24 protein-coding genes are annotated in these 23898 nt (G+C 50.5%); 19 read left to right on the plus strand and 5 right to left on the minus strand.

The window, feature by feature from the left end:
- Nucleotides 1-134: 134 nt before the first annotated feature.
- The 6 genes from L6442_RS00905 to L6442_RS00930 all read left to right on the plus strand — a co-directional run bounded on the left by L6442_RS00905 (nt 135) and on the right by L6442_RS00930 (nt 4564).
- Entirely contained in the window at nt 135-1085 is a 951-nt protein-coding gene (locus L6442_RS00905; protein ID WP_194234769.1) for an ABC transporter permease, read from the plus strand.
- Nucleotides 1086-1089: 4 nt separating this feature from the next.
- Complete coding sequence (locus tag L6442_RS00910) at nt 1090-1935, plus strand: ABC transporter permease (protein ID WP_212981204.1); 846 nt, start codon at nt 1090-1092, stop codon at nt 1933-1935.
- A gap of 38 nt (nt 1936-1973) precedes the next feature.
- The gene (locus tag L6442_RS00915; protein ID WP_212981203.1) at nt 1974-2987 is read left to right on the plus strand and encodes an ABC transporter ATP-binding protein; all 1014 of its coding nucleotides are present in this window, start codon (nt 1974-1976) and stop codon (nt 2985-2987) included.
- Nucleotides 2984-3871 (plus strand): ABC transporter ATP-binding protein, encoded by an 888-nt coding sequence (locus L6442_RS00920; protein WP_212981202.1) that lies wholly within the window; start codon nt 2984-2986, stop codon nt 3869-3871. The genes L6442_RS00915 and L6442_RS00920 overlap by 4 nt, the downstream gene beginning before the upstream one ends.
- 20 nt (nt 3872-3891) lie before the next feature.
- The gene (locus L6442_RS00925) at nt 3892-4320 is read left to right on the plus strand and encodes a hypothetical protein (protein ID WP_212981201.1); all 429 of its coding nucleotides are present in this window, start codon (nt 3892-3894) and stop codon (nt 4318-4320) included.
- A gap of 70 nt (nt 4321-4390) precedes the next feature.
- Nucleotides 4391-4564: a hypothetical protein gene (locus L6442_RS00930; RefSeq protein WP_212981200.1), complete on the plus strand. Its 174-nt coding sequence runs from the start codon at nt 4391-4393 to the stop codon at nt 4562-4564.
- A 158-nt stretch (nt 4565-4722) separates the two neighbouring features.
- Here the strand turns inward: L6442_RS00930 and L6442_RS00935 are convergent, their stop codons facing one another.
- The 4 genes from L6442_RS00935 to L6442_RS00950 are packed head-to-tail and all read right to left on the minus strand — an operon-like array spanning nt 4723 to nt 8508.
- A complete protein-coding gene (locus L6442_RS00935; protein ID WP_194234763.1) occupies nt 4723-5730 on the minus strand; it encodes a FecCD family ABC transporter permease in 1008 nt (335 codons plus the stop codon).
- Nucleotides 5727-6734 (minus strand): FecCD family ABC transporter permease, encoded by a 1008-nt coding sequence (locus tag L6442_RS00940; RefSeq protein ID WP_212981199.1) that lies wholly within the window; start codon nt 6732-6734, stop codon nt 5727-5729. The genes L6442_RS00935 and L6442_RS00940 overlap by 4 nt, the downstream gene beginning before the upstream one ends.
- 6 nt (nt 6735-6740) lie before the next feature.
- On the minus strand, nt 6741-7682 hold the full coding sequence (locus L6442_RS00945) for an iron-hydroxamate ABC transporter substrate-binding protein (protein ID WP_212981198.1): 942 nt from the start codon (nt 7680-7682) through the stop codon (nt 6741-6743).
- Between the two features lie 40 nt (nt 7683-7722).
- Nucleotides 7723-8508, minus strand: coding sequence for an ABC transporter ATP-binding protein (locus tag L6442_RS00950; protein ID WP_212981197.1), 786 nt, complete (start codon nt 8506-8508; stop codon nt 7723-7725).
- Between the two features lie 211 nt (nt 8509-8719).
- On the opposite strand from L6442_RS00950, the gene L6442_RS00955 reads away from it, so the two are divergent.
- The 6 genes from L6442_RS00955 to L6442_RS00980 all read left to right on the plus strand — a co-directional run bounded on the left by L6442_RS00955 (nt 8720) and on the right by L6442_RS00980 (nt 16783).
- Nucleotides 8720-9775, plus strand: coding sequence for an NAD(P)/FAD-dependent oxidoreductase (locus L6442_RS00955; protein WP_212981196.1), 1056 nt, complete (start codon nt 8720-8722; stop codon nt 9773-9775).
- A 141-nt stretch (nt 9776-9916) separates the two neighbouring features.
- Complete coding sequence (locus tag L6442_RS00960; RefSeq protein WP_212981195.1) at nt 9917-10414, plus strand: DinB family protein; 498 nt, start codon at nt 9917-9919, stop codon at nt 10412-10414.
- 60 nt (nt 10415-10474) lie between these two features.
- Nucleotides 10475-11476 (plus strand): helix-turn-helix transcriptional regulator, encoded by a 1002-nt coding sequence (locus L6442_RS00965; RefSeq protein ID WP_212981219.1) that lies wholly within the window; start codon nt 10475-10477, stop codon nt 11474-11476.
- Complete coding sequence (locus L6442_RS00970) at nt 11473-11775, plus strand: putative quinol monooxygenase (protein WP_194234757.1); 303 nt, start codon at nt 11473-11475, stop codon at nt 11773-11775. Before L6442_RS00965 ends, L6442_RS00970 begins: the two co-directional genes overlap by 4 nt.
- A 507-nt stretch (nt 11776-12282) precedes the next feature.
- The gene (locus tag L6442_RS00975; RefSeq protein ID WP_212981194.1) at nt 12283-15090 is read left to right on the plus strand and encodes a bifunctional diguanylate cyclase/phosphodiesterase; all 2808 of its coding nucleotides are present in this window, start codon (nt 12283-12285) and stop codon (nt 15088-15090) included.
- A gap of 55 nt (nt 15091-15145) precedes the next feature.
- On the plus strand, nt 15146-16783 hold the full coding sequence (locus L6442_RS00980) for a thiamine pyrophosphate-binding protein (RefSeq protein ID WP_212981193.1): 1638 nt from the start codon (nt 15146-15148) through the stop codon (nt 16781-16783).
- Between the two features lie 787 nt (nt 16784-17570).
- On the opposite strand, the gene L6442_RS00985 is transcribed toward L6442_RS00980, so the two are convergent.
- Nucleotides 17571-18332, minus strand: a complete 762-nt coding sequence (locus L6442_RS00985) for a hypothetical protein (RefSeq protein WP_237100168.1) — start codon at nt 18330-18332, stop codon at nt 17571-17573.
- Nucleotides 18333-18574: 242 nt separating this feature from the next.
- Here L6442_RS00985 and L6442_RS00990 point away from each other — a divergent pair, with 242 nt between their 5' ends.
- The 7 genes from L6442_RS00990 to L6442_RS01020 all read left to right on the plus strand — a co-directional run bounded on the left by L6442_RS00990 (nt 18575) and on the right by L6442_RS01020 (nt 23847).
- Nucleotides 18575-19255, plus strand: a complete 681-nt coding sequence (locus tag L6442_RS00990) for a cupin domain-containing protein (RefSeq protein WP_212981192.1) — start codon at nt 18575-18577, stop codon at nt 19253-19255.
- A gap of 342 nt (nt 19256-19597) precedes the next feature.
- Nucleotides 19598-20044, plus strand: a complete 447-nt coding sequence (locus tag L6442_RS00995; protein ID WP_212981191.1) for a hypothetical protein — start codon at nt 19598-19600, stop codon at nt 20042-20044.
- An 18-nt stretch (nt 20045-20062) separates the two neighbouring features.
- Entirely contained in the window at nt 20063-20275 is a 213-nt protein-coding gene (locus L6442_RS01000; RefSeq protein ID WP_212981190.1) for a helix-turn-helix transcriptional regulator, read from the plus strand.
- A gap of 343 nt (nt 20276-20618) precedes the next feature.
- Complete coding sequence (locus tag L6442_RS01005; RefSeq protein ID WP_212981189.1) at nt 20619-21593, plus strand: aldo/keto reductase; 975 nt, start codon at nt 20619-20621, stop codon at nt 21591-21593.
- Nucleotides 21594-21784: 191 nt separating this feature from the next.
- A complete protein-coding gene (locus L6442_RS01010; protein WP_212981188.1) occupies nt 21785-22249 on the plus strand; it encodes an SRPBCC domain-containing protein in 465 nt (154 codons plus the stop codon).
- A gap of 39 nt (nt 22250-22288) precedes the next feature.
- Nucleotides 22289-23230 carry a helix-turn-helix transcriptional regulator gene (locus tag L6442_RS01015; RefSeq protein ID WP_212981187.1) on the plus strand — a complete coding sequence of 314 codons (942 nt, stop codon included), beginning with the start codon at nt 22289-22291 and terminating at the stop codon, nt 23228-23230.
- A 68-nt stretch (nt 23231-23298) separates the two neighbouring features.
- The gene (locus tag L6442_RS01020) at nt 23299-23847 is read left to right on the plus strand and encodes a DinB family protein (protein WP_212981186.1); all 549 of its coding nucleotides are present in this window, start codon (nt 23299-23301) and stop codon (nt 23845-23847) included.
- The last annotated feature ends 51 nt before the right edge of the window (nt 23848-23898 follow it).

Genomic DNA, 23898 nt, shown 5'->3' on the forward strand with positions numbered 1-23898 from the left:
CGGTGCTGCGCCATAAGGCGCAGCCGTTTTACGTTCTCGTTAACGTTCTTTCGAATGCGTTGAATCATCCGCAGCAAGCTGCTCTGCCATGAACAAATATCGAAAAAGAGAAACGAAGCTAGGAGAAGAAAAGCATGAGAAGAATGATTGTCAGAAGATTATTGCAAACCCTGCCCATGCTCTTTTTTGTGTCCATTGTCTGCTTCATTTTGGTTAAAGCGGCGCCCGGAGATCCCGTGCGTTCTTTTGTAACGCCAAACATGCATGCTGCGGACATTGAGCGGGTTAGGCATAATCTCGGCTTGGACAAGCCTGCATATATTCAATATTTTATATGGCTCAAAGAATGTTTGACCGGCAATTTCGGTTATTCGCTTGTGAACCATAAGCCGGTGTTAGGACAGATTCTGGAGCGTTTGCCCGCAACCGCAGGACTGATGGCGTCAGCCATTGCTCTGGCTGTTGTTTTGGCTATACCGCTCGGATTGATCGCGGGGGCAAACCGCAACCGCTGGGTGGATAAGCTCGTTAACCTGATGGCTTATATCGGCATTTCGCTGCCGCTCTTTTGGCTCGCGATATTGTTGATGTACTTTTTCTCCATAAAAATGCATTGGCTCCCAAGCATGGGAATGCGCACGATCGGCGTCAATTCCGCGCTTGACGTGATCAAACACGGTATTTTGCCTTGTACGGTGCTGGCCATCGGTTTCCTGACAGTATACGTCAGATATATCCGCTCGAGCACAATCAGCCAATTGAAAGAAGATTACGTACAAATTCAGTATGCTTTTGGTTCGACCAAATGGATCATTTTATTCCGGCATGTGATGAAGCATGTCCTGCTTCCCATCATTACGCTGCTCGGGATGTCCATGGGCGACTTGGTCGCCGGCGCGATCGTTACCGAAACGGTATTTTCCTGGCCGGGCATCGGCTCGCTGGGGATGACGGCCGTACGGGGCATGGACTATCCCGTCATCATGGGCATTACATTATTTTCTTCCGTTCTGCTGATCCTGGGGAATTTGCTTGCAGATATCCTGTATGGCATCGTGGATCCGAGAATTAAAACAACGAGGTGATCTCATGAAACGGAATAAATGGATAAACGTAGCCCGCGAGCTGATGGGAAACAAGGTGGGGATCGCCGCCGTCATTATTTTGTTTCTGATTACCCTGGCTTCTATATTAGCATTTCTGTCTACCAAGAATCCGGACCAAATGAACGCCCTTGCCCGGCTGCAGCCGCCAAGCAGGGATCATTGGTTCGGCACGGATGATTACGGACGCGACACGTTTACGCGCGCTTTGTATGGCGGCCGTGTCTCCTTGTCGGTCGGCTTCTTATCGATGATATTCGCAACGGTGATCGGCGTGACGGTCGGAGTTATCAGCGGTTATTTCGGCGGGCTGATCGACAGCCTGCTGATGCGTTTCCTGGACATCATCATGTCCATTCCGTCCTTCCTGATCCTGCTGTTGCTCAGCGTGTATTTGAAGCCAAGCGTGGGCAACATCATCGTGATTATTTCGCTGCTGATGTGGATGAGCATCGCCCGGGTCGTCCGGGCGGAGACGATGGCGCTGAAAGAGCGCGAATATGTGTTATATGCCAAGGCATCCGGACAAAGCACATTCGGCATTATTTGGAAGCATATCTTGCCGGGGCTATTGTCTGTCGTCATAGTCAGCGCGACGAATAATATCGCTTCGGCGATTATGATGGAATCATCGCTCAGCTTTCTGGGCTTTGGCGTACAGACGCCGAAAGCGACATGGGGCAGTATGCTGAACGGGGCGCAGGGGTATATCGCCCAGGCTCCGTACATGGCGCTGTTCCCGGGATTGCTTATTTTCTTGACTGTACTTTGCTTTAACATACTTGGAGATATTTTGCGAATCGGCCTGGAACCAAAGCTGGGCAAAAGATAAACCGCCGGCGTAAGACGAAAAAGGAGTGAGAAACCAAGATGACCAAACAATTGCTGACCGTCGATGAGCTTAAGGTCTCATTCCAAACCAGGGACGGCCAAAATCAAGCGGTGCGCGGTGTCAGCTTTCATGTCGGCGCCGGCGAAACCGTAGGGATTGTCGGCGAATCCGGCAGCGGCAAAAGCGTGACGGCCAAAGCCATCATGGGTTTGATTACCCCGCCCGGGAAAGTAACAAACGGTAAAATCGTTTTTCAAGGAACGGACCTGAGCGGCCTGAGCGAAGGCGAGTGGCGCAAGCTGCGGGGCAACCGGATCGCCATGGTATTTCAGGACCCGATGACGTCGCTGAACCCGGTCAAAACGATCGGCTTCCAGATGGCGGAGGTGATTCGCCGGCACCGCGGACTTGGCAAAAAAGAAGCGATCCAGGAAGCGGTGGAAATGCTGCGCAAGGTCGGCATTACCGAACCGGAACGCCGCGTGAAGCAATATCCGCATGAATTCAGCGGCGGGATGCGCCAGCGGGTCATGATTGCGATGGCCCTCTCCTGCAGCCCGGAGCTGCTGATTGCGGACGAACCGACCACGGCGCTTGACGTAACGATTCAGGCGCAAATTCTGGATCTTCTAAAGCAGCTCAAGGATGAATCGGATACCGCCGTACTGCTCATTACCCATGACTTGGGCGTGGTAGCTCAGGTATGTTCCCGCGTTGTCGTGATGTATGGCGGGATGGTAATGGAAGAGGGCACCGTCGAAGATATCTTCTATCGGACCGGTCATCCGTATACCCAAGGCTTGCTGCGTTCGCTTCCTAAACGCGCAGGTGCGGGCAAAGAACGTCTCGTTCCGATTGAAGGCTCGCCGCCCGATCTGATTGACCCGCCAGCGGGCTGTCCGTTCCGGGACCGCTGCCCATACGCGTTTGGCAAATGCTCGGAGCTGCCTGAGATGGCGGAGCTTGGCGAGGGACATCGTTCCCTTTGCTGGCTCGTGCAGGAACACAGCACGCTGGAACAGGCGTTAGCGGAAGGGGAAGCGGATCAATGAGCGAACAAATCTTGGTTGATGTACGGAACCTGAAGAAGCATTTTACGAAGGGACCGGAAGTGCTGAAGGCCGTGGACGGCGTCAGCTTCCAAATCCGCCAAGGCGAGACGTTCGGGCTCGTGGGCGAATCGGGAAGCGGCAAATCGACGGTTGGGCGCTGCCTGATCCGTCTTTATGATTATACGGGCGGCGAGGTGTATTTCGACGGACAAAACCTGTCGAAGCTTAGCGATAAGCAGCTGAAGCCGTTCCGGCGGCGGATTCAAACGATTTTCCAGGACCCGTATTCCTCGCTGAATCCAAGCATGAGCGTGCTGGATCTGATCGGGGAGCCGATGGATATCCACGGCATTTACAAACAGGCGGATGAACGCAAGGAATTCGTCGCCGGTTTGCTGGAAAAAGTCGGACTAAAACGCGAGCATCTGTACCGTTACCCGCATGAATTCAGCGGCGGGCAGCGGCAGCGGATCTCGATTGCGCGGGCCATGTCCGTGCGGCCCGATTTTGTCGTATGCGATGAGCCGATCTCCGCGCTTGACGTGTCGGTACAGGCCCAGGTCGTCAATATGCTGGAAGATTTGCAGGCCGAATTTGGCCTGACCTATCTGTTTATCGCGCATGACCTATCGATGGTGCGCCATATTTCCGACCGCATCGGGGTCATGTACAGAGGGCGTCTGGTAGAGGTGGCGGAAAGCGATGAGCTGTACGAGAACCCGCTGCATCCTTACACGAAGGCGCTCCTCTCCTCCATTCCGGTCCCGGATCCGCGTGCGGCGAACAGCAGAATGGCGGTTAAATATGAGGTCCCCACGGCAAAGGACGGCACAGTGCCTGAGCTGCGGGAAGTGAGTCCGGGCCACTTTGTGGCGGATCATTAAGTAAGAGGAGGCGCTGAAATATGGAAAAAAATCCTGTCAAGTTGTCCCAATGGGATGCGTTAATGCTGGAAGGACTGCGGGCATACGGATGGTCCAGTGAGGAATTGCTGCGGAAGGTTCGTGAACGCGACTTGCCGGAGGACCACAGCATTTATGAATTTGAATATGAGGAATTGGCGGCGTTTGCCGAGGCAGAGCCTGAGACTTTCGAGTCTGCGGTCAAGGACGGCTATTCCATCAAATACAACACGTTAGGGGGCCTTCGTTCCTGGATCGCAGTCGCGTACGGCTTGGAGCCGGAGATCAACCGCGAACCGGGGCAAGAATCGGTGACCGCCGAGCTTACGGACGCCCAGAAGGAGCGGCTTGAGTCCGTTCTCTCTTTGGGCTGGGCGATTCAGGACGCCGGAAAACCCGGCGTATACCGGATCGTTCCGCTCAATCGTTAAGCGATAAAAAAGCACCTTCCATGGATCAGTTCGCACGAGCATGCGTATTTGAGTCCGGGAAGGTGCTTTTGTGTTTTTGAGAAACGGTTGGCTGCTTGATCCGGAGTTTCTTGTTGCGAACGCGCATCTTTTTCTGGCGTTCCGGCGCTTATGGATTATGGATGAGAAGCTTGCGAAAGCACGGACAAATGGGGAAGCTCTAACGAAACGTGGTATCGCTATTTGGGGCAAAAAGGGCATTTAAAAATTTTAACGAAACATGGTATCGCTATTTAGCCAAATGAAGAGCTCTTCATGAGCATCTATGCTAAATAACGATCCGGAGTTTCGTTAGATTCAATTTGCCCCCATTATTGAGAAAATAGCGCTCTGTAGTTTCGTTAGAGAGCAGTGAACATGCGCCTACTTTTTCAAAAGCAAATAAATAAAATAAGGTGCGCCGATAAGAGCGACCACGATGCCCGCCGCAAGCCCGTCCGGATCGGCCACCTGGCGGCCGATGGTGTCGGCGAGCACGAGCAGCCAGCCTCCGATCAATACGGCTACCGGAATAAACAGCTGATTGCGCGGCCCGACCAAAGCTTTGGCGATATGCGGCGCCATCAGCCCGATAAATGCGATCCCGCCCGTAACGGACACGGCGGAGGCCGCCAGCGCCACGGCTGTTAACAGGAGTACGACGCGCTCCTTGTTCAGCGATAGGCCTACCCCGATCGCTACAGGTTCGTTCAGCGATAGCAGGTTCAGCCGGTTGGCTTTATACAGCGTAAACGGAACCAGAATAATAAGCCAAGGCAATAACGCCCAAATAAAAGGCCAGTCCGTTCCCCATACGTTGCCTGCGAGCCACTTGGAGATGAAATCGACTTTTTCCCGCTTGGCGGAAGAAATCAGCACGACCATCACGCCCGAGAGCGCCATGGAGAATCCTACGCCCATCAGCACCAACCGTATCGGCTGCATGCCGGTTGTACGGTTGTATGAAAAAAAGTAGATTAGACAGGAGGTCGCAAGTGCGCCCGCAAAAGCCACCAACGGCAGCAAATAAATAAATGAGCCGGCATCGATGGGGGCAAACAGGAAAAATACCGTTACCGCTACGCCCGCGCCGGAGTTGATGCCGACAATGCCCGGGTCGGCGAGATCATTGCGGGTAATTCCCTGCAAAATCGAGCCTGATAAGGCTAAAGCCATGCCTGCCAGCAGTGTAATAATGATCCGCGGCAGACGAACGTCGAACAGCACGAAATGTTCTTTGAACGTGCCTTTTCCAAGCAAGGTTGGTATAAGCCGGTCAAAGGAAAGGGAGGAATATCCCAGCCCCATGCTGACAATGGAAGTCAGCGCGATAAGGATAAGCAGGGCCAGCAGAATCAGCCGCTGCTTCCTGATAATAGACGGATGAATCATGAGAATGCCTTTCCTCCTTTGCGCACGATGATGAGGAAGAACGGCAGGCCCAGCGCGGCGACGATGGCTGCCACCGGCACTTCATAAGGGGCGCTGATGGTCCGGGCCAGCGTGTCGGCGAGCATCATAAATGAGGCGCCGGCAAGCGCGGACATCGGAATGGCAAACCGGTAATCCGTGCCGACAATGGCGCGTACAATATGCGGAATCATCAGCCCGACAAAGGTCAAGCTGCCTACCAGGGCGACGGAAGCCCCTGCCAGCAGAACGGTGACGATAAATAAAATGGTCTTGATTCGGGTAGTTTTCTGTCCGAGTCCGACGGCGACTTCCTCGCTTAGGCTAAGAATCGTCAGTTGTTTGGACAGGCAAATCGCCATGATGATGCCGATGACGATGAATGGCACAATGACCTGAAGTTGTTCCCAGTTGGCTCCGATCAGACCGCCTGATGTCCACATAGACACATCCTTGGATATTTTGAAGGTAATGCCGACGCCATCCGCCACCGCATACAGGAAAGCCGAGATGGCGGCGCCTGCCAGTACGATGCGCAGCGGCGAGAAGCCGCCCCTTTTGACGGCGCTGATCCCGAATACGAGAGCCGCACCGGCAGCCGCACCGATAAAACAAGCCACCATCAAGCCAAAATAGTTGACCCCAGGCATAAACGCTACAGTCACGGCTAGCGCGGCATTCGCACCGGCCGTCAGTCCAAGCAGGCCGGGATCGGCCAGCGGATTTCGGGTCATTCCCTGCATGATGGCGCCGGAGACGGCCAAAGCCGCTCCGACGAAGACCGCCGCGATCTCACGCGGCAGGCGGATTTCGCGGAGCATCGTCAATTTTTCGCCGGTTTGGCTGCTTGTCAAAGCAAACCATACATCCTTAATCGAGGTGTCTGCCGCACCTAACACCATCGCGAGTACGAAAACTGCAATCAAGAAAACGGCTGCCGCAATCAATTTATAGGTAAAGGGGATTCGTTCGATTTTTTCGCTCATATCACATTACTTCCCGAGAAATTGTTTAATAAAGAAGTCTAGCTGGTAATCCAGCGTTAAAGCATCGTTGAAGAAAAACGCTTTGGCGTCGGTAACGAAAACATGATTGTTTTTGACGGCGGGAATATTTTTGTACGTTTCCGTATTTTCGAATGAATTGTCCGCGTCTTTATTTTTGCTGAAGATCACATAATCGCCCGCGAATTCGGGCAGCACTTCCGGAGACAAAGCATAATAACCTTCTTTCAAAGCGGAGGCCTTCACTTTTTCCGGCATTTTCAGCTTCATTTGTTGATACAAAATTTCTGTGCCGCGTCCCCAATTGTCGCCGAAGACGTACAGCTGTTTGTCAAAGCTTTCGATGACGGATACCGTAGCGTTTTCGCCGATTTTGGCTTTGATCTCTTCGCCGGCTTTTTCCGCGCGTTGTTTGAAGCTATCCACCCAGCTTTGAGCCTCTTTTTCTTTATTAAGAAGCTTGCCGATCTCCAGATGCTGCGTCAAATAATCCACTTTTCCATACGTAAAGGTAACGGTTGGAGCAATTTGTTTCAGCTTATCGATATTTTTAATATTGGACAGGCCGATGATCAGATCCGGATTCAGTTCAATGATCTTTTCCAGATTCTCGTCGGATACTTCCTGCACATCCTTTAACTTATCCTGGAAGTTAGGGTTGGCTTTGGACCAAGAATCGACGCCGATCAGGTTAACGCCCAGAGACAGCACATTACCGGTGAACGACGACAGAACGACGACGCGTTTCGGATCGGCAGGGACTTCGATAGGGCCGTTTTCCGATTGGTAGGTGATCGTTTTGGGTTTGGCGTTCTCCGCGGCTGCGTTTCCTTCCACTTTTCCGCCGGACGGCTCGCTGGTTTGTTTATTGCCGCAGGCGCTTAGAATCAGGATAAGACATAATAAAAATGGGAAAAATGCTTTTTTCATGAGGGTGCTGCTCCTTTAGGGTTTTATAGAATCCGTCCGTTTACCGGATCAGGTTATAGGTAACGCACATCGGCTTGTTTGTCCGGGGGTCGCGTCCGATGGCCGCATCGATTTGATAGACCTGCTTCAGCACTTCCGGGCAAATGACTTCCTCGCCGCTGCCTGTCTTTACGATCTCCCCGTCTTTGAGCGCAATGAGGTAATCGGCAAAACGCGCAGCCTGGTTGATATCATGCAGTACCATGACGATGGTTCGCTCCTGCTCCAGATTCAGCTTTTCCAATAGCTCCAAAACCTCCAGCTGATGCGCCATATCGAGGTATGTGGTCGGTTCGTCGAGGAAAATGATGTCCGTTTCCTGCGCGAGCGCCATGGCGATCCATACCCGCTGGCGTTGTCCGCCCGAGAGCGTATCCACCGGACGGAATTTATACTCCTTGGTTCCCGTTTCTTCCAAGGCCCAGTCAATCACTTCATAATCCCGGGCCGTCAGGCGCCCGAACCCCTTTTGATAAGGAAAACGTCCGTAAGATACCAGCTCGCCGACTGTCAGTCCTGCTGCGCTTTCGGGCGTCTGCGGGAGAATGGCCATTTTTCTCGCCAGCTGCTTCGTATTTTCCTTGGCGATGTTTTCGCCGTCGAGGATCACCGTTCCGGCCTGATGCGGAATGATGCGGGTGATCGCTTTCAGCAGGGTGGATTTGCCGCATCCGTTGGAACCGATGATCGCGGTAATTTTTTTATCGGGAATGCGCACGCTGAGATTTTTGACAATCGAGCGTTCGCCATATCCAATGTTTAAATCGGTGGTGTACAGACGGACCATGATTTGCCTCCTTATGTATCTCGTGAATTTTAAGGATAATCGGAGATAAACTCAAATAAAATGATGATAATGATTCTCAATATCAAAAAAAGAATAAGGTGATTTAAGTAAAATGTCAACATAATCTTGAAAATAGGAAAAAATACATGTATATTCTTAATGAGAATGAGAATTGTTATCAATTATAATGATTTCTGAGGAGCGAGCGGGAATGTGCCAAGAGGAAATTTTCGATATCACGGTAGTCGGCGGGGGACCAGCCGGGCTGTACTCCGCTTTTTATAGCGGGTTAAGAGAAATGAAGACGAAAATCATTGAATTTCAGCCTGAACTGGGAGGTAAAGTTCATGTGTATCCGGAGAAAATGATCTGGGATGTCGGAGGACTGATGCCGGTTACCGGCGCTAAGCTTATCGAGCAGCTGGTGCAGCAGGGGCTGACGTTTAATCCCGAAGTCGTGCTGAATGAGAAAGTCGAGTCCATTACGCGCCGGGAGGATGACATTTTCGAGCTGCATGGAAGCTCGGGCCGCATCCATTTGTCCAAAACGGTTATCGTAGCCGTCGGCGGCGGTATATTAAATCCTCAGAAGCTGGACATTGAAGGGGCAAGCCGCTTCGAAGTCAGCAATCTTCATTACACCGTGAAGTCGCTGAAACAGTTCAAGGACAAGACGGTGGTGATTTCCGGCGGAGGCAATGCGGCCATCGATTGGGCCAATGAACTGGAGCCTATAGCCAAGAAAGTCTATGTCTCCTACCGCAAGGATGCGTTGAATGGACATGAAGCCTCGGTGGGGCATCTGCTGAGCAGCTCGGTGGAATGTTTGTTCCACACCTCCATTACAAAACTGCATGCGCGCAATGATCGCGAAATCATTGAACGCGTCGAGCTGACCCATCATCAGACCGGCGAGGTGACCGAGCTCTATGTGGATGAGGTCATCATCAATCATGGTTACGAGCGCGATATGACATTGCTGCAAAACAGCGCTCTCCAAATCGACATTGCCGACCAGCACTATATCGCCGGCACGCCGAACAGCGAATCTTCCGTACCCGGTCTGTATGCGGCGGGGGACATTCTGAAGCATGAAGGCAAGCTGCATCTGATCGCAGGGGCCTTCCAAGATGCGGCTAACGCGGTGAATAAGGCGAAGCAGTTCATTGAGCCGGAAGCCGGCGAGTTCGCTATGGTTTCTTCGCATAATGAGCTGTTCAAGGATCGGAACAAAGAGCTGGTTAAGAAAATGATGGGTTCGATCTGAACCTTATACTTAGATAAAGTCCTCTCTTGAGAGGGCTCCTCAAATTTGAATCCTTTCAAAAATCACTGACCGTAACTGTCAGTGATTTTTGTTTATACTCATAAGCAAGAGAGAAAAATAATTCTATTGGAGGAATGAATCATGTTTACAAGCATTGACGATTTTGCTGCGGAATGGTCACAGGAAGCCAAGATGACAAAGCAGGTCATGAATCTGCTGACGGATGAATCGCTAAATCAGGCTATCACCGATAAGCACCGGACGCTCGGTAAGCTGGCTTGGCATCTGGTCGAGTCCGTCGGCTATATGACTTCCTTGGGACTGAAATTCGAAGGGCCCGATAACGGTGAGAAAGTCAGCAATTCAGCGGTAGCGATTGCGGAGGAGTACGAGCGGATTAGCGAGGCTATTCTGGAGGCGGTCAAGACACAATGGGATAACGAGTCGCTCCGGGTAACCCAAACGGTTTTCGGTGGGGAATGGAATAACGGCGCTTCTTTACGCTTCACCATCATGCATCAGGCGCACCACCGGGGACAAATGACTGTTCTGATGAGACAAGCCGGGCTTCGGATTCCCGATCTCTACGGTCCCAATTATGATTCCTGGATCGAAAGAGGCATGGAACCGCGCGCTTAGGAGCGATACAATAGTTGCTAATACCCTGAAAAAAACTTTATCATGAAGGGAATTAGTATGATGTCCAAAGCAGATAATATGCTGTCCATTCTGTGGATGTTAAGATCAGGCAAAAAAATGACGGCGCAGCAGCTTTCCGATGAACTGGAAATCCATGTCCGCACAGTATACCGCTGCATCGACTCATTATGCGCCAGCGGAGCGCCCATCATAGCCGATTCCGGTCCGAATGGCGGTTTTCAAATTATGGGGGAATTTGCGGAATCTCCGCTGCTGTTCGATACCGAAGAGCAAAAAGCGCTGGTGCATGCTTCCGTATTCGCCAAGGAAGCCGGATATCCGTTCACTGATGCGCTGAACCGGGCCATCGACAAGCTGAAACGGTATACCAACGAGAAGCAGCTCCATCAGCTTGAGCGCCACAGCAGCGGAATATCGGTTCTGCATCCCCCGATTGACGGGCAGCAGAAATCGTTCCTTCAAATGCTGGAAGGTGCCATTGCTTCAGGCCAGACGCTGAAAATGAATTATGCCAAAGGTAGAGACGGTACCGTGATTACCCGCGATTTTGATCCGTACGGCATCGTCCATTGGAAGGGTCAGTGGTATACGGTCGGATATTGCCGGCTGCGCCGGGAAATGCGTAATTTCCGCGTGGACCGGATCACGCAATTGGAATTAACTGATCAGCACTTTGAGCGTCCGGAAGATTTTTCGGCCAAAGGTGTTCTGCTTAACCAGCTGCTGCCTGACACTTTGCTTGATGATTCTCTCGTTACCGTAAGGGTCCAGGGACATGAACATGTACTGAATGAACTCAGGCAGCATTGGCTGTTTGGCCATGCGCTGACAGATCAAAGTCCGGGAGAAGCGGTGTTCCGGCTGGAGCCGTCTTCCCTTCAAGCGTTTGTCCCTTACTTTCTTCTTCCATACGGCAAAGCGTTGACCATCCTCGAACCGGACATGCTTGTCATGAAAATGGCCGAAGTAAGCGCAGGGATCGCCGAGCATTATAGAAATATGCTATCGAAATCCATTACCCCCAAAGGAGATAGGCAATGAACAAATTCGCCATGTATGGAAAACTGACCGCCCTGCCGGGAAAGAGAGATGAGCTTGTGGGCATCCTGCTTGAGGCGGCTGATATTCTTCAATCGAACGCAAACTGTGATTTATACATTGTCAACGTCTCGGATGATTATCCTGACACGGTATGGGTCACCGAGCTATGGAAAGATCAAGAGGCGCATGCAGCCTCATTAGCGGATACGAAGGTTCTGGAACTGCTGCAGCGCGGACGTCCGCTGATTGCGGGCGGTGAGCCGCTTCAGCTGCGTCCTGTGGGAGGGAAAGGATTATAAAATCCTCAGTTTGACGAGAAATCCCTTCTATATGAGACGCCGGTTTCTTTTTCTTGACATGAAAATGTCCAGACCCTGAAAAAACAGGGGATCGCCCCCTCTTTCCAAGCGATCCAGGTGGATCGTCATCTTCTTCATGTTCTGCACCGCAGCCGTCATCAAGGCCTCTCTCTTGAGAGGTTTTTTTTGTATACAGGATGATGTTAAGCGCACTGCATCGTAGACAGAATTATCCGTTACCCCCCGACTTTTGCACCGCTGTTTTCCGCTCGTGCAGGACTCTCAGCCACCCAATGGAGAAAATAACTAAAAATTACTATATTTTTAGGATTGGATATATAAAAAAGCTACCAGTTTGAGTTAAAATAAGGAAAATAGAACCTTATATCAGACTAGATGTAACCAAGTTTAGGGTTGGGAGATCATGCGCTTATAGTACGGAAATAGTTCATATTTAGCAGGACCATACATCGATGACAAACGAAGACGACAAGGGGAGAGCGTGTGATGGTGAAGGAGCAAACGAGGTATTCCCGGCTCGCCAATATTACAAAATTAATTAACACCAAGCTGGAATTAAGAGAAGTACTGCAGCATGTTACGACAGCCATCTCGGAGGAAATCGTCCAGTGTGATTCGGTAGGGATTTATTTGCCGCAGGATGACGGGACTTTCAGAGGATATGTCGGCAAGCCGGAAATCATTAACGGTATGACGCTGGACATGCATATCATCGATACCGACCGTGATCAGTTGGCCAAAGAAGTGATCGAAACGCAAAAAACGATCTATATTCCGGACACATCACAAGATGAACGCCCTGACTCCTGGGCAATTGAAGGTTTTGAAATCAAATCGCTGCTCGTTCTTCCCATCTCGTATGAGAAGGAACTGTTTGGACTCGTATTTCTTTTTGATTACGGCATCCCGATGAACCTGACGGAATCAGAAATTCAAACGGTCGAGGCCTATGTCAATATGGCGGCCGTCGCGATCCGCAATGCTAACAATTTGACGCATAAGGAAAATCTGATTGCCGAAAAACAGCTCCTGCTCGACGTGACGCGGAACCTGTCGTTGTGTTCTACCATGCAGCAAGGGCTGGATACCTGCTTTTACTATATTGCGAAAGTACTAAACAATTATAATGTCGGGGCGCATTTGCTGGATCCGCTCGCAGGCAAAAGAATCAAACCGGCCAAGCTCAGCAAAAACAGCGATTGGTCGGAAGAAGACTGGATGCGGACCCATCAGAGGATGAAGATCGACCCTGAAAATGATTACGTTTTCCAAGAAGTGGTCCGCACGAAAAAAGTCATCATTATCCCGGATGTATCGCAGGATCATAGGCCCAATCATCAGGCCTGCCGCGATTTCGGGATCAAAGGAATGTACATGTTTCCGCTCGTGTCCATGGGCGAGGTGCTCGGCGTCATTGCCGTCGTAAATCTCGGCGAAAAAATTATGAGATATTCGGAGGCTACTATCCAGCTCTGCCAATCGATTATTGAAGCGACGGCTTCAACGCTGTCCAATCTGCTCTATATGGAGAAGCAGGAGGTCATTATTGAGGAAAGAACCTCGGAGATTACCTTCAAAAACAAAGAGCTTGAAAGAGTGGTCGCCGAGCTGCAGCAGCTGAGCCGCGAGAAGGAACTGATCCTGAACTCGGCCGGGGAAGGGATTTTCGGGCTGGATTTGGAGGGGAACATCACCTTTTGCAATCCGGCCGGGGAAGCCATGCTTGGCTACGAAACCAAAGGCGAACTCATTGGCCAACCTTGCAGTGTCATTTTTAATGGGGAAAAAGGCGGGAGAATCGAGGCATGCGGCATCGGACAGCGCAAGTGGAATAAACTGCACACGGATGATCGCTTCTATCGCAAGGATAATTCCAGTTTTCCGGTTGAATACGTGATCTCTTCCATTAAGGAAGGGGACAACATCGTAGGCGATGTGGTTACGTTCAAGGATATTACGCAGCGGAAGCAGATGGAGGAAGAGATCAAATACCATGCATATTTTGACAGCGTCACAGACCTGCCGAACAGGGTCCTTTTGAAGGACAGGCTGAATCAGGGCATCAAGTATGCGCAAATGAATGGGGGGAAATTAGCGCTTCTGTATCTGGATCTGGACCGCTTCAAATTTATTAACGATACGCTGGGACATACTTATGGCGATTTGCTTCTGCGCGATGTAGCCAAGCGGCTCAGTGCCTGCATTCCCAAAAGCGCCACCGTATCGCGGCAGGGCGGGGATGAATTCACGATCTTTTTGCCGAACATCAACGGAAAAAAAGACATCATGAAAGTCGTCAACCAGGTGATCGCCTCGTTCGCGGAGCCTTTTTACGTAAAGGAAAACGAAGTATACATCAAAACAAGCATCGGCATCAGTCTGTTTCCGGACCACGGGGATACGAGCGAAACGCTTATCAAAAATGCGGACACGGCGATGTATAAATCGAAAGAAATCTCCGGGAACAGCTATCATTTCTTCAGCATGGGCATGGATACGCGGACCTTTGAAATCGTTAAATTTGAAAATGCTTTATATAAAGCTCTCGATCAGAATGAGCTGATGATCTACTACCAGCCGCAGATTAACTATGAGACCCAAACGATTGTCGGCGTTGAAGCCCTGCTTCGCTGGAAGCATCCGACTGAGGGCATGGTGGCGCCGGACGAGTTTATACCGATTGCCGAGGAGACCGGTCTGATCGTTCCGATCGGGGAATGGGTGCTGCGGAATGCCTGCATGCAAATCAAGGAATGGCATAAGATGGGGCTCCCACATATCAGCGTATCGGTGAATCTTTCCGCTAGACAGTTTGAACAAAACAACTTGTTCAGCATCGTCAAAAACATTCTGAAAAAGACCGATTTATCACCTGAATACCTGCACCTGGAAGTCACGGAAAACCAAATCATCAAAAATTCCGATGTCACGCTCAAAACGATGGAGCAGTTGAAGCGCCTTGGCATCAATATCGCGATCGACGATTTTGGCACAGGGTACTCCTCTCTCGGATATTTGAAGAACTTCCCGATCAGTACGCTGAAAATCGATAAGTCTTTCGTGCAGGATATCATCAAGGACGACGACAATGCGGCCATCACGAACACCATTGTAACACTGGCGCAGAACCTGAATCTGAATGTCATTGCCGAAGGCGTTGAAACGAAGGAGCAGGCGGAATTTTTGGCCGCGCGCAGCTGTTACTTGATGCAGGGGTATTATTTCAGCCGCCCGATGAAAGCGGAGGATATCGCTAAATTATTTCTATCATACGGATTGAGCCAAAGCCCGTAGGCTTGGTTCAATCCCTTACATCATAGATGAAAAATGTAATTTTAGGAGGTTTTTTATGAAAGCAGCACGCGCAGTTCTAGAGTATTTGAAAAGTCAGGGCGTCAGACATATTTTTGGAATTCCCGCCGGTTCGGTGAATGTGTTGTTCGACCAGTTGGTGGAAATGCCCGAGATCACTCCGGTCGTCACCAAGCATGAGGGGGCCGCTTCTTATATGGCGGCGGCTTATGCCAAATATTCGAACCAGCTGAGCGTTGCGATCGGCTGCAGCGGACCCGGCGGCACCAATCTGGTTACCGGCGCGGCCAATGCCATGCGGGAACATCTGCCGGTATTATTCCTCACCGGTGCGGTTCCGGTAAATACGCTTGGTCTCAATGCTTCGCAGGAGCTGGATGCCGAGCCGGTGTTCCGTTCGGTGACCAAATACAGCGTAACCGTCCGCGAGTCGAAGGATTTGCTGCCTGAAGTGGTGAAGGCGGTTGAAATCGCGATTTCCGGTGTGCCGGGACCTGTACATGTAGCGATGCCGATCGACGTGCAGCAGGGGGAAGTTTCGAATGTGACCATTCCTGAACCGCCGAAAAGAGCGCCGATCGTTCCCGATCTGGACACGATCAAGCAGGTGGCACAGGAACTGGCGAAACGCGAAAGCGGTTATGTGTTCGTGGGACAAGGCGTCCGTTATTCCGTGGATCAGGTGCTTGAGCTGGGGGCTCTTCTGAATTGGCCGATCGTAACGACACCGCAGGCCAAAGGACTGATTCCGGAGGAACATCCGCTGCTATCGGGCGTGTTTGGATTTGCCGGACATGAAGGGGCTTCGGCGCTGATTAATGAAGGAGACGGACAAGCCCTGCTGATTCTCGGTTCGAGTTTGGGCGAAACTGCAACAAACAACTGGAATCCGAATTTGACGAAAAACCGGTTCTGCGTGCAAATGGATTTTGACAAGACGGTATTTGGCCGCAAATATGAGATCGACATTCCGGTTCTGGGCGATATCAATTTGAGCCTGATGTTCCTGCTGGAAGAATTGAAGGCGCTTGGGCTGCCAAAAGCAGGCGGGAAGGCGTTTGCCAAGCAGCAGGCATACGTTCCGACAGAGGAATACAATACGCAAAACGTGCTGAAAAACCTGCAAAAGCATCTGCCTGCGGATACGCGGTATACCGTGGATATCGGAGAATTCATGTCCTACGTGATCAATTACATGAATGTGCTTGATTACAACACATTTGATATTAACGTACACTTTGGCGCGATGGGCAGCGGCATCGGTTCCGCCATCGGCGCGAAGTTCGCGGACCCGGACCGTCCGGTGGTGTGCATTACAGGCGACGGCTGCTTCTTTATGCATGGCATGGAGATATTGACGGCCAAGGAATACAGACTGCCGATTCTGTTCGTCGTAATGAACAACGCCCGCCTCGGCATGGTGTATCATGGACATGAGCTGCAGTATAAGCGATCGCATGCTTCCTTCTTGCAGCAAGAAATCAGCATCGCGGCAATGGCTGCGGCAATGGGGGTTCCAAGCTATCGTGTCGACGAACTGGGCGACTTGAACCAGGAAGCGCTAAGCAGCCTGTTGAATGCAGGCGGTCCTGCAGTTCTGGAAATCGCTTTGGTGGACAACAACACTCCTCCAATGGGCGATCGCGTGAAATTCCTGTCCTCGTTCGGGAAATAAACGTGTAAAGGTTGGCTTTTGCAAGCAGGGTAATCCCTGGATTTAGAAATGGTTTGTTTCATCGATATACCGAAGTTGAACAGCGGCGCAGGGGAGATTCCCTAGTGCCGCTGTTTTTGGTTTTGCGAGCATTGTTTGCCGAATTTTCAGCGTTCCCTGGTTGTCGCCTATTAGAACGCACTGGATTTGCTTCTACTGCGGACAGCCGAAACAATTGACAGTATATTTAATCGGATTGAATTTAGGTAAGGTGGCTTCACTGAAAAGCTGGATTCAAAATTAAAAAGGTGAATTCCTGCGAAAATGCATCCTTTTATTGTAGTTTAGTAGGAGAGTAGGTAAATTGATGCGAAAGTGCATCATTTCCCGCTAAAACTATCATCATTGGCTTAAATGGCCGAAAAAGCCTGCAGATTTGCAGGCTTTTCTGTATAAAGCAGCAGAATTGCGGGAAAAGGATGCACCTTTGCAATTTTCCTTTTAAATAGAGACTTCGTGCCACCAACGTGGTGCTCATAAAAATGGGAATTTCGAGGGTTTTTCTGTTTGCAAATTTTCGGCTTCTCCACTCGATTTTATATGGATGTTCTGCCGATACCTGCACATGGAAACATACAGTTCAGGTCATTTTAACGTGGGAGGAAGCTTTTTTGAAGATTATAGAATTTATAAATTTTAAGCGGAGCTTAAGAAATCCTATAATCGCAAGAAAAACATCCGCTAAATGCGGTCTGTCTTCCTAGAAAGTACGTCGATAGACGTTTTTCTTATGTCTCTCGGATTCCTCCTACAAATGAGCAAAGGAGCTGCGGATTGTGGCCATGATGGCGCCCATCGTTTGCCCTTTGAAGGCATCCGGCACGGCTTGTCCATCAGGACTGGCATAATAGAGGCCCTCGTTCTCTCTGCTCTCTTGGCGCTTGCAATAACCGAGCCCCATCAGAGCGTGCTGCAGATCTTCCGGCAGTTCGGTCGTTCCTGTCCGCTCTATAAAATAAGAGGTGGGATATACTTGAACGTCCACATCTCCCTCGCCAGTAGACACTACGAACAGATCATGATCATGTTTTACGATCCATTGTCCTTTGGAATACAGCGATATTTTGGCATTTTCAAGCCCGGAGATGGCGTCAAGATTAACTCCGAACAAATGGTTGAGCATCACGCGGATTTCGGGACCGGCGATACGTTTGCCAAACGCGGCAAGCCGGGAATCGATAACGGCCCGGGGAAGCGGGGTATGATCCTGGCTGGCTTCTTCAGGCAGCCTGTTTTGGACTGCGGCAGAGGTTTCTTTGTCTCCACCCGACAGCAGCACTACATTATCCAAATCCATGCCGAAAATATGCCCCACGACATCATGAATGACATCGCCCGTGATTTTGCCCGAAAAAGAGGTGAGATAGGCGTCCATAAGCTGGGCTTTGGTCATTTGGTTCCGGTGTTGGTCCAGCTCTTCAGGACTGGCTTCAGGCATGTCCATAACCAGTGTTTTGTTGATGCCTTCTACGATGAATGCGGGAATATTGATACTGTTTATACGGTTCATAACACCCTCCGAAATGGTTGAAGTGATCTGTTTTGCATAAATTGTCAGCCTTATTTTCCATTATAACTCAATTTGTTCGATGAATAACAAAAAATCCCATTCTGCCCGCAGGTCTGTTCGATAAGAAGGAATGATGTAATGAGGAACTAAAAGGGGAAGGAGCAATTTTTGGGCTTTGTGCATATAGTGGGTAGACATTTACCTAAACATTATGCAAGATCCTGCCAGAAGGAGGCCCGAAAGTGAAAGTTGACCTGACATCTCTGTCTCTAAATCTTAGCGCGGACTCCAATGAGGTTGTCAATTACCGCCGTGATCCGCAAAATTACGTTACGCAGCTTTTTGGCGCACAGCAGCTGGCCATTTCAACCGGTTTTCTTAATGTGCATATGAGTCAGGGCGTCATGGTCAATCCGCATTGGCATACGAATGTGAATGAACTGGTAGTCGTGATTACGGGCGAGGTCATAGCTTCTGTATTTAACCCGTTTTCGCAGAGGTTGATGACTTACCGGCTCAAACCCGGACAGGTAGTACAGTTTCCCAAAGGCTGGTTCCACTGGATTGTGTCACTCACCGACAATACGTTCATCATGGCGATTTTCGATCAGCCGACCCCGGATGTTGTTTACGCGTCCGACTTTCTGCGTTTTCTTCCAAAAGAGATTGCGGAACGCGCATACTGCGTCAATCCGGAGGAATTCGCCAAAGCGGTCGCCCCCATTTCGCAGTCGGCTATTTTAGGCCCACCGGTGAACTGTGGAAACAGAGAAACTTCTCCCGCTCGCACACAGCCGGCACAATATATATCAACCTCCTATCCTGATCTTCAGCCGGAGCAGCTGCTATCGAATGCGCTAAGTCCGTATCGTACACAGCAGATGTATCCATATGGGGCGGACCCAAACCGTTTTTGGTGGTGAAATACTTAGGGAGGGGCGATGCTTCTCATTTGTCTAAGGGAGAACGTTTTGAGAAAAGGCATCTTGAGCTGCTTGGGCTTAAGGTGCTTTTTTTTGAAAAAATGAGAGGCTCATATTTGAGCGTTTGGCAAAAATCCAAGGAGCGGCTTTCAATCAGCAATATATAGAGCGAAACGGTTTAGTTCGTCTATATATTGTACCCGGGAGCGGTTGGAATCGAATTTTGCAAAATCCTGATTTAGGAAAAGAAAATACAACAATAAAATTGGGAAATGATTCTTGACTGATTGTAACCTAAAGGTTATATTATGAGTAGCACAGGTTACATTTAAGGAGGAGAATATGTTGGTAACAGGGATTTCGACGCTTGAATCGAAACGCAAAAGATTTTTGGTTGGACTCACCATTGGCTTTATTATCTGGCAAGTTCCGTATTTGGCTTCCTATTTTACTTCAGGTAAGAACCATATGTCGCTATCGGGCGGCTGGATGACATGGGTTTCTGTGGCGGGAAGCGTCATATGGGCGTATTATTTGATCAGGATGCAGCTTGAATCATGGCTTCTCCGCAAAAGACGTGAAGTGGTCAAAGCTTTGAACGATGAATACATCCGGTTGATTCGGACGCGGAGTTTTGCGGCTGGATTTTGGGTGCTTATGGCTGTGATTGCCGTATTGTTCCCCCTCAGCTTTTGGGTTGATATCTCGACTAGCTTCGTTTTACATGCCGCTTTGTTTACGGGCGTTGTTTCTTCAACGCTAGCCTATATGAGTTTTGAAAAAGAATAATGCCAAGGGTGAAACACCATGAATGATGAAGTATTAGAGAATACGATAAAAATGAACCGGGCCAGGCTTCAATTGACCCAGGAGCAGCTGGCGGAGCGGATTGGCGTAACGCGAAAAACGATCAACACGATTGAAAACGGCAAGTTTATTCCCAGTACGGTATTAGCGATTAAGCTGGCCAAGGTGTTTGGCATTACGGTAGAGGAGCTGTTTATTCTCCGCGAGAACTAGCGTATTGGGCCATTTGGCATAAAGCAGCAAAGGAGCAGTACTTGACCTTCAAGGTTTTAAGTACGGCTCCTTTTTGCAGAGAATCAGGATTGCGAATCATGATGTAGTCCGATTCGTAGTCTGCCGTGCGAGGTTCGGGGGTTCGAGCTTCAAGATCATGGACTTCCATTCCTCGATATCAATCCGACGGGACCAACCTGCCAGGGTATCATTGACAAAGTTGGGCGGAAAACGTATAGTTTGCTAACAAAACAATGGAGCAGGCGGCAATTTGCGGCAGTTCCTACGGAGCAGCAAGCGCAGATGATGGAGTGAAAATCGATTACTGAAGGAGCGAATGTGAATGAGATATCGCCGGCTTGGGGGCAGTGGTTTGGAAGTATCCGTATTAGGTCTGGGCACCAATGCTTTTGGAAAACGCGCGGACCAGGAGGAGTCTGCCCGGATTATCCATCATGCGATAGACCGGGGCGTTAATTTTATCGATACAGCCAATATTTATGCGGGTTCGGAATCGGAGCGGATCATTGGCGAGGCCTTGGCAGACAAAAGGCATGGGGTGGTGCTGGCCACGAAGGCCGGGCTGGTTAACGGGGAAGGTCCGAATACTAAAGGTTCGTCACGTTACCATCTAATGCAGGAGCTTGACCGCAGCTTAAAGCGCCTGCAAACCGATTATGTGGATCTGTACCAGATTCATACGTTCGATCCGCATACACCGCTGGAGGAAACCCTCCGCACGCTTGACGATATGATTCGCAGCGGCAAGGTGCGTTATATCGGGGCGTCGAATTATGCCGCGTGGGAACTGATGAAAGCGTTGGGAATTAGCGATATGAGGGGTCTGAACCGGTATGTTTCCATCCAGACGAGCTATTCGCTTGCCGACCGCACACCGGAGCAGGAAATAGTGCCGTTGTGCCTGGATCAGGGAGTGGGGATCATCCCGTATTTCCCGCTGGCAGGCGGGATCCTGACGGGAAAATACAGCTTTGCCGACCGGGCGCCGCTGAATTCGCGTGCGCAGACGGATCTGAACTTCGGCCGTTTCATCAATGACCGGACATTGGAACTTAGCGAATCGGTAAGCAGACTCGCTGAAGATAGCGGCTGCACGCCAAGTACGTTGTCACTGGCATGGTTGATGGAGCAGCCGGCCGTTTCAACAGTTATCGTGGGGGCTACCCGTACGGAGCAGCTGGACGAAAATCTGAAGTGCCTGGAGCTGAATCCAGGCCGCAATGTACTGAACAAGCTTGACGGTATCAGTGAAGCGTTCCGGTATGGCCGCCCATTTGCGACGTATCGGTTGTCTTAATCAAGGATTTTGGATCAGGTTGGGTAATTTTTTAGGAAGCATGCGACCATACATTGACAAATTCATTACCCGGAACTAGGTTTGGAATGAATAGAGGCTTTTAATATTATCGATAGGATATACAAAAATGAAAACCGGGGATGATGGAGAGCGTAATCTCCTGGACATCCTGCATGGAGGCTGATCTTCAAATGAACCGATCGAGGCAGTTCGACAAGCTATTGGAAGGCGGCACTCAGAAGTCTAAGCCGGTAGGCCTGACTGCGGCGGCAGGTTATCAAATCGGAGTTCGCCGAACCGTTCCTTTGTCCCCTGAAGAGGCCTGGCGGCTGTTGGTTTCACCGGAAGGAAAGAAGCTTTGGATCGGTAAAGCGTGCGGTTTGGAGCTTGAGCCGGGACAATGTTTTGCATCGGATGAAGGAATCACGGGTGAGCTGAGGATCGTGAAACCGATGGAGCAGCTGCGGATGAAATGGCAGCGTGCGGAATGGAAGCAACCGTCGACGCTTCAGATCCGAATTTTACCGACTGCGCAAGGGAAAGCGACCATCAGCTTCCATCAGGAAAAGCTTGAAGATCAGACGGCAAGGGAAGCGATGAAAAATCATTGGGAAGAGGCGCTGACAATGCTTAAGGAACTCGCGGGACGTCCCTGAAGAAAGATTGATATCACAATCGGAGAGTGAACATACCTCATGAACAGAACGGATCGCTTACTGGCGATCGTCCTTGAATTACAGAGCAGAAGGACGGTCCGGGCCGAGGAACTGGCCGCAAAGTTCGAAACCAGCATCCGCACGATATACCGGGATATGCAAGCGCTTAGCGAGGCGGATGTTCCGATTGTAGGAGCTCCGGGTCAGGGTTACTCCTTGATGGAAGGGTATTTTCTGCCTCCGTTGAGCTTCACGGCCAGCGAAGCTGTAGCGCTACTGCTGGGCGCGGAATTTGTGCAAACGAAGCTGGAGCCGAATTATGAAGTGCATGCGAAGTCGTCCCGGGCGAAGATTGAAGCCGTGCTTCCGGAGCATGAGCGGAGCGAAGCCGAGCGGGTGCGCGCGACGATGCGGCTGTTGCCGGGACGGCAAGCGGAAACCAGCGGGCGTGAGCGAACAAACCTTGAGATTTTGCGCCAAGCTATGCTTGAGAAGAGAAAGATCAGCTTCAGGTACGTGAAGCCCGGACAGGATGAGCGGGAGGAAAACACGCGCACAGCAGCTCCCTATGGAATGGTTCATGTACAAGGTAATTGGATGCTGGTAGCCGCCTGCGACCTCCGCCGACAAATCCGCCATTTCCGGGTATCGCGGATGTCCGGGCTTGAGATGACTCCTTCTATTTACGAGCTTCCCGCTGGTTTCAAATTTGAGGACTACACGCCGGCGGATGACCGCGGGCTGGAAGTGACTCTGCTTGCAGAGCATAACATCGCAGGCCGGATTAAAGAGTCGGGCTGCTATTATATCGAAGAATTTAAGGAGCAGCCTGAAGGACTTTGGATCAGGCTGCGCGTTAGACGGATCGAGGAGATTTTTTCCTGGGTGCTGGGCTGGGGTGCGAACGTCACAGTATTGGAACCCGAATCGCTATGTTGGCGGATTCGGGAAGAAGCCGAAAAACTTTTGAAACGCTACTGACATAACGCTGTCAGTAGCGTTTTTGTATGATGGGTTCAGAACAAAAAAACAAGGAGTGAGAGCTAAAAATGAATATGCAGGAGATTGTGCAGAAGCTGGAAGAAATAACGGATTTATATATAAAGGAATTGGACCGTTTCAGTATGGAGGAATTGACAAGAAAGCCGGATGAAGAAGAATGGTCGCTTGGACAAATGTATATGCATTTGATCAACGCTTCCCTCTATATGCATCTCCGGAATGTCCGCGCTTGCGCGGAATCGGCTGAGGGCGTTCTTAACGGAGGCGAAAAGTCGGAACGGGGAGAGGCGGCTTACCTGAACCGGGAGTTTCCGAATATGCGAGTCCGCGTGCCAGCATCGCCGGGGTATACGCCGCCGCAGCCGGCAAGCAAGGAGCAGCTCCGCGAAGGGCTGCGCAGCGTGCTGACCCAGATGAAGGAAACCGAACCGCTTGTTTACTCGGCCCCGCCGCAAAATAAGATTGTCCATCCGGGTTTTGGCGCGCTGAATGCGGCTGAGTGGTTTATGCTGATCGAAATGCATTACCGTCATCATTTGAGGCAGAAGGAGCGCTTGGAGCAGTTTTTGGCAGGCAGTTCGCAGCAGGTGCGATAATGTTTCGAAGACAGCCGTGATAGGCTGTCTTTTTTGATTCATTACTGTTCC

The sequence above is a fragment of the Paenibacillus azoreducens genome (assembly GCF_021654775.1).
GTDB lineage: Bacteria > Bacillota > Bacilli > Paenibacillales > Paenibacillaceae > Paenibacillus_AQ > Paenibacillus_AQ azoreducens.

Coding starts and splice junctions, on each gene's coding strand:
- L6442_RS01005 (WP_212981189.1), top strand. CDS start 20,619: ATGAGATATCGCCGGCTTGGGGGCAGTGGTTTGGAAGTATCCGTATTA.
- L6442_RS00985 (WP_237100168.1), bottom strand. CDS start 18,332: ATGAACCGTATAAACAGTATCAATATTCCCGCATTCATCGTAGAAGGC.
- L6442_RS00965 (WP_212981219.1), top strand. CDS start 10,475: ATGTCCAAAGCAGATAATATGCTGTCCATTCTGTGGATGTTAAGATCA.
- L6442_RS00945 (WP_212981198.1), bottom strand. CDS start 7,682: ATGAAAAAAGCATTTTTCCCATTTTTATTATGTCTTATCCTGATTCTA.
- L6442_RS00925 (WP_212981201.1), top strand. CDS start 3,892: ATGGAAAAAAATCCTGTCAAGTTGTCCCAATGGGATGCGTTAATGCTG.
- L6442_RS01000 (WP_212981190.1), top strand. CDS start 20,063: ATGAATGATGAAGTATTAGAGAATACGATAAAAATGAACCGGGCCAGG.
- L6442_RS00995 (WP_212981191.1), top strand. CDS start 19,598: ATGTTGGTAACAGGGATTTCGACGCTTGAATCGAAACGCAAAAGATTT.
- L6442_RS01010 (WP_212981188.1), top strand. CDS start 21,785: ATGAACCGATCGAGGCAGTTCGACAAGCTATTGGAAGGCGGCACTCAG.
- L6442_RS01020 (WP_212981186.1), top strand. CDS start 23,299: ATGAATATGCAGGAGATTGTGCAGAAGCTGGAAGAAATAACGGATTTA.
- L6442_RS00950 (WP_212981197.1), bottom strand. CDS start 8,508: ATGGTCCGTCTGTACACCACCGATTTAAACATTGGATATGGCGAACGC.
- L6442_RS00920 (WP_212981202.1), top strand. CDS start 2,984: ATGAGCGAACAAATCTTGGTTGATGTACGGAACCTGAAGAAGCATTTT.
- L6442_RS00935 (WP_194234763.1), bottom strand. CDS start 5,730: ATGATTCATCCGTCTATTATCAGGAAGCAGCGGCTGATTCTGCTGGCC.
- L6442_RS00915 (WP_212981203.1), top strand. CDS start 1,974: ATGACCAAACAATTGCTGACCGTCGATGAGCTTAAGGTCTCATTCCAA.
- L6442_RS00905 (WP_194234769.1), top strand. CDS start 135: ATGAGAAGAATGATTGTCAGAAGATTATTGCAAACCCTGCCCATGCTC.
- L6442_RS00940 (WP_212981199.1), bottom strand. CDS start 6,734: ATGAGCGAAAAAATCGAACGAATCCCCTTTACCTATAAATTGATTGCG.
- L6442_RS00955 (WP_212981196.1), top strand. CDS start 8,720: ATGTGCCAAGAGGAAATTTTCGATATCACGGTAGTCGGCGGGGGACCA.
- L6442_RS01015 (WP_212981187.1), top strand. CDS start 22,289: ATGAACAGAACGGATCGCTTACTGGCGATCGTCCTTGAATTACAGAGC.
- L6442_RS00970 (WP_194234757.1), top strand. CDS start 11,473: ATGAACAAATTCGCCATGTATGGAAAACTGACCGCCCTGCCGGGAAAG.
- L6442_RS00975 (WP_212981194.1), top strand. CDS start 12,283: ATGGTGAAGGAGCAAACGAGGTATTCCCGGCTCGCCAATATTACAAAA.
- L6442_RS00980 (WP_212981193.1), top strand. CDS start 15,146: ATGAAAGCAGCACGCGCAGTTCTAGAGTATTTGAAAAGTCAGGGCGTC.
- L6442_RS00960 (WP_212981195.1), top strand. CDS start 9,917: ATGTTTACAAGCATTGACGATTTTGCTGCGGAATGGTCACAGGAAGCC.
- L6442_RS00910 (WP_212981204.1), top strand. CDS start 1,090: ATGAAACGGAATAAATGGATAAACGTAGCCCGCGAGCTGATGGGAAAC.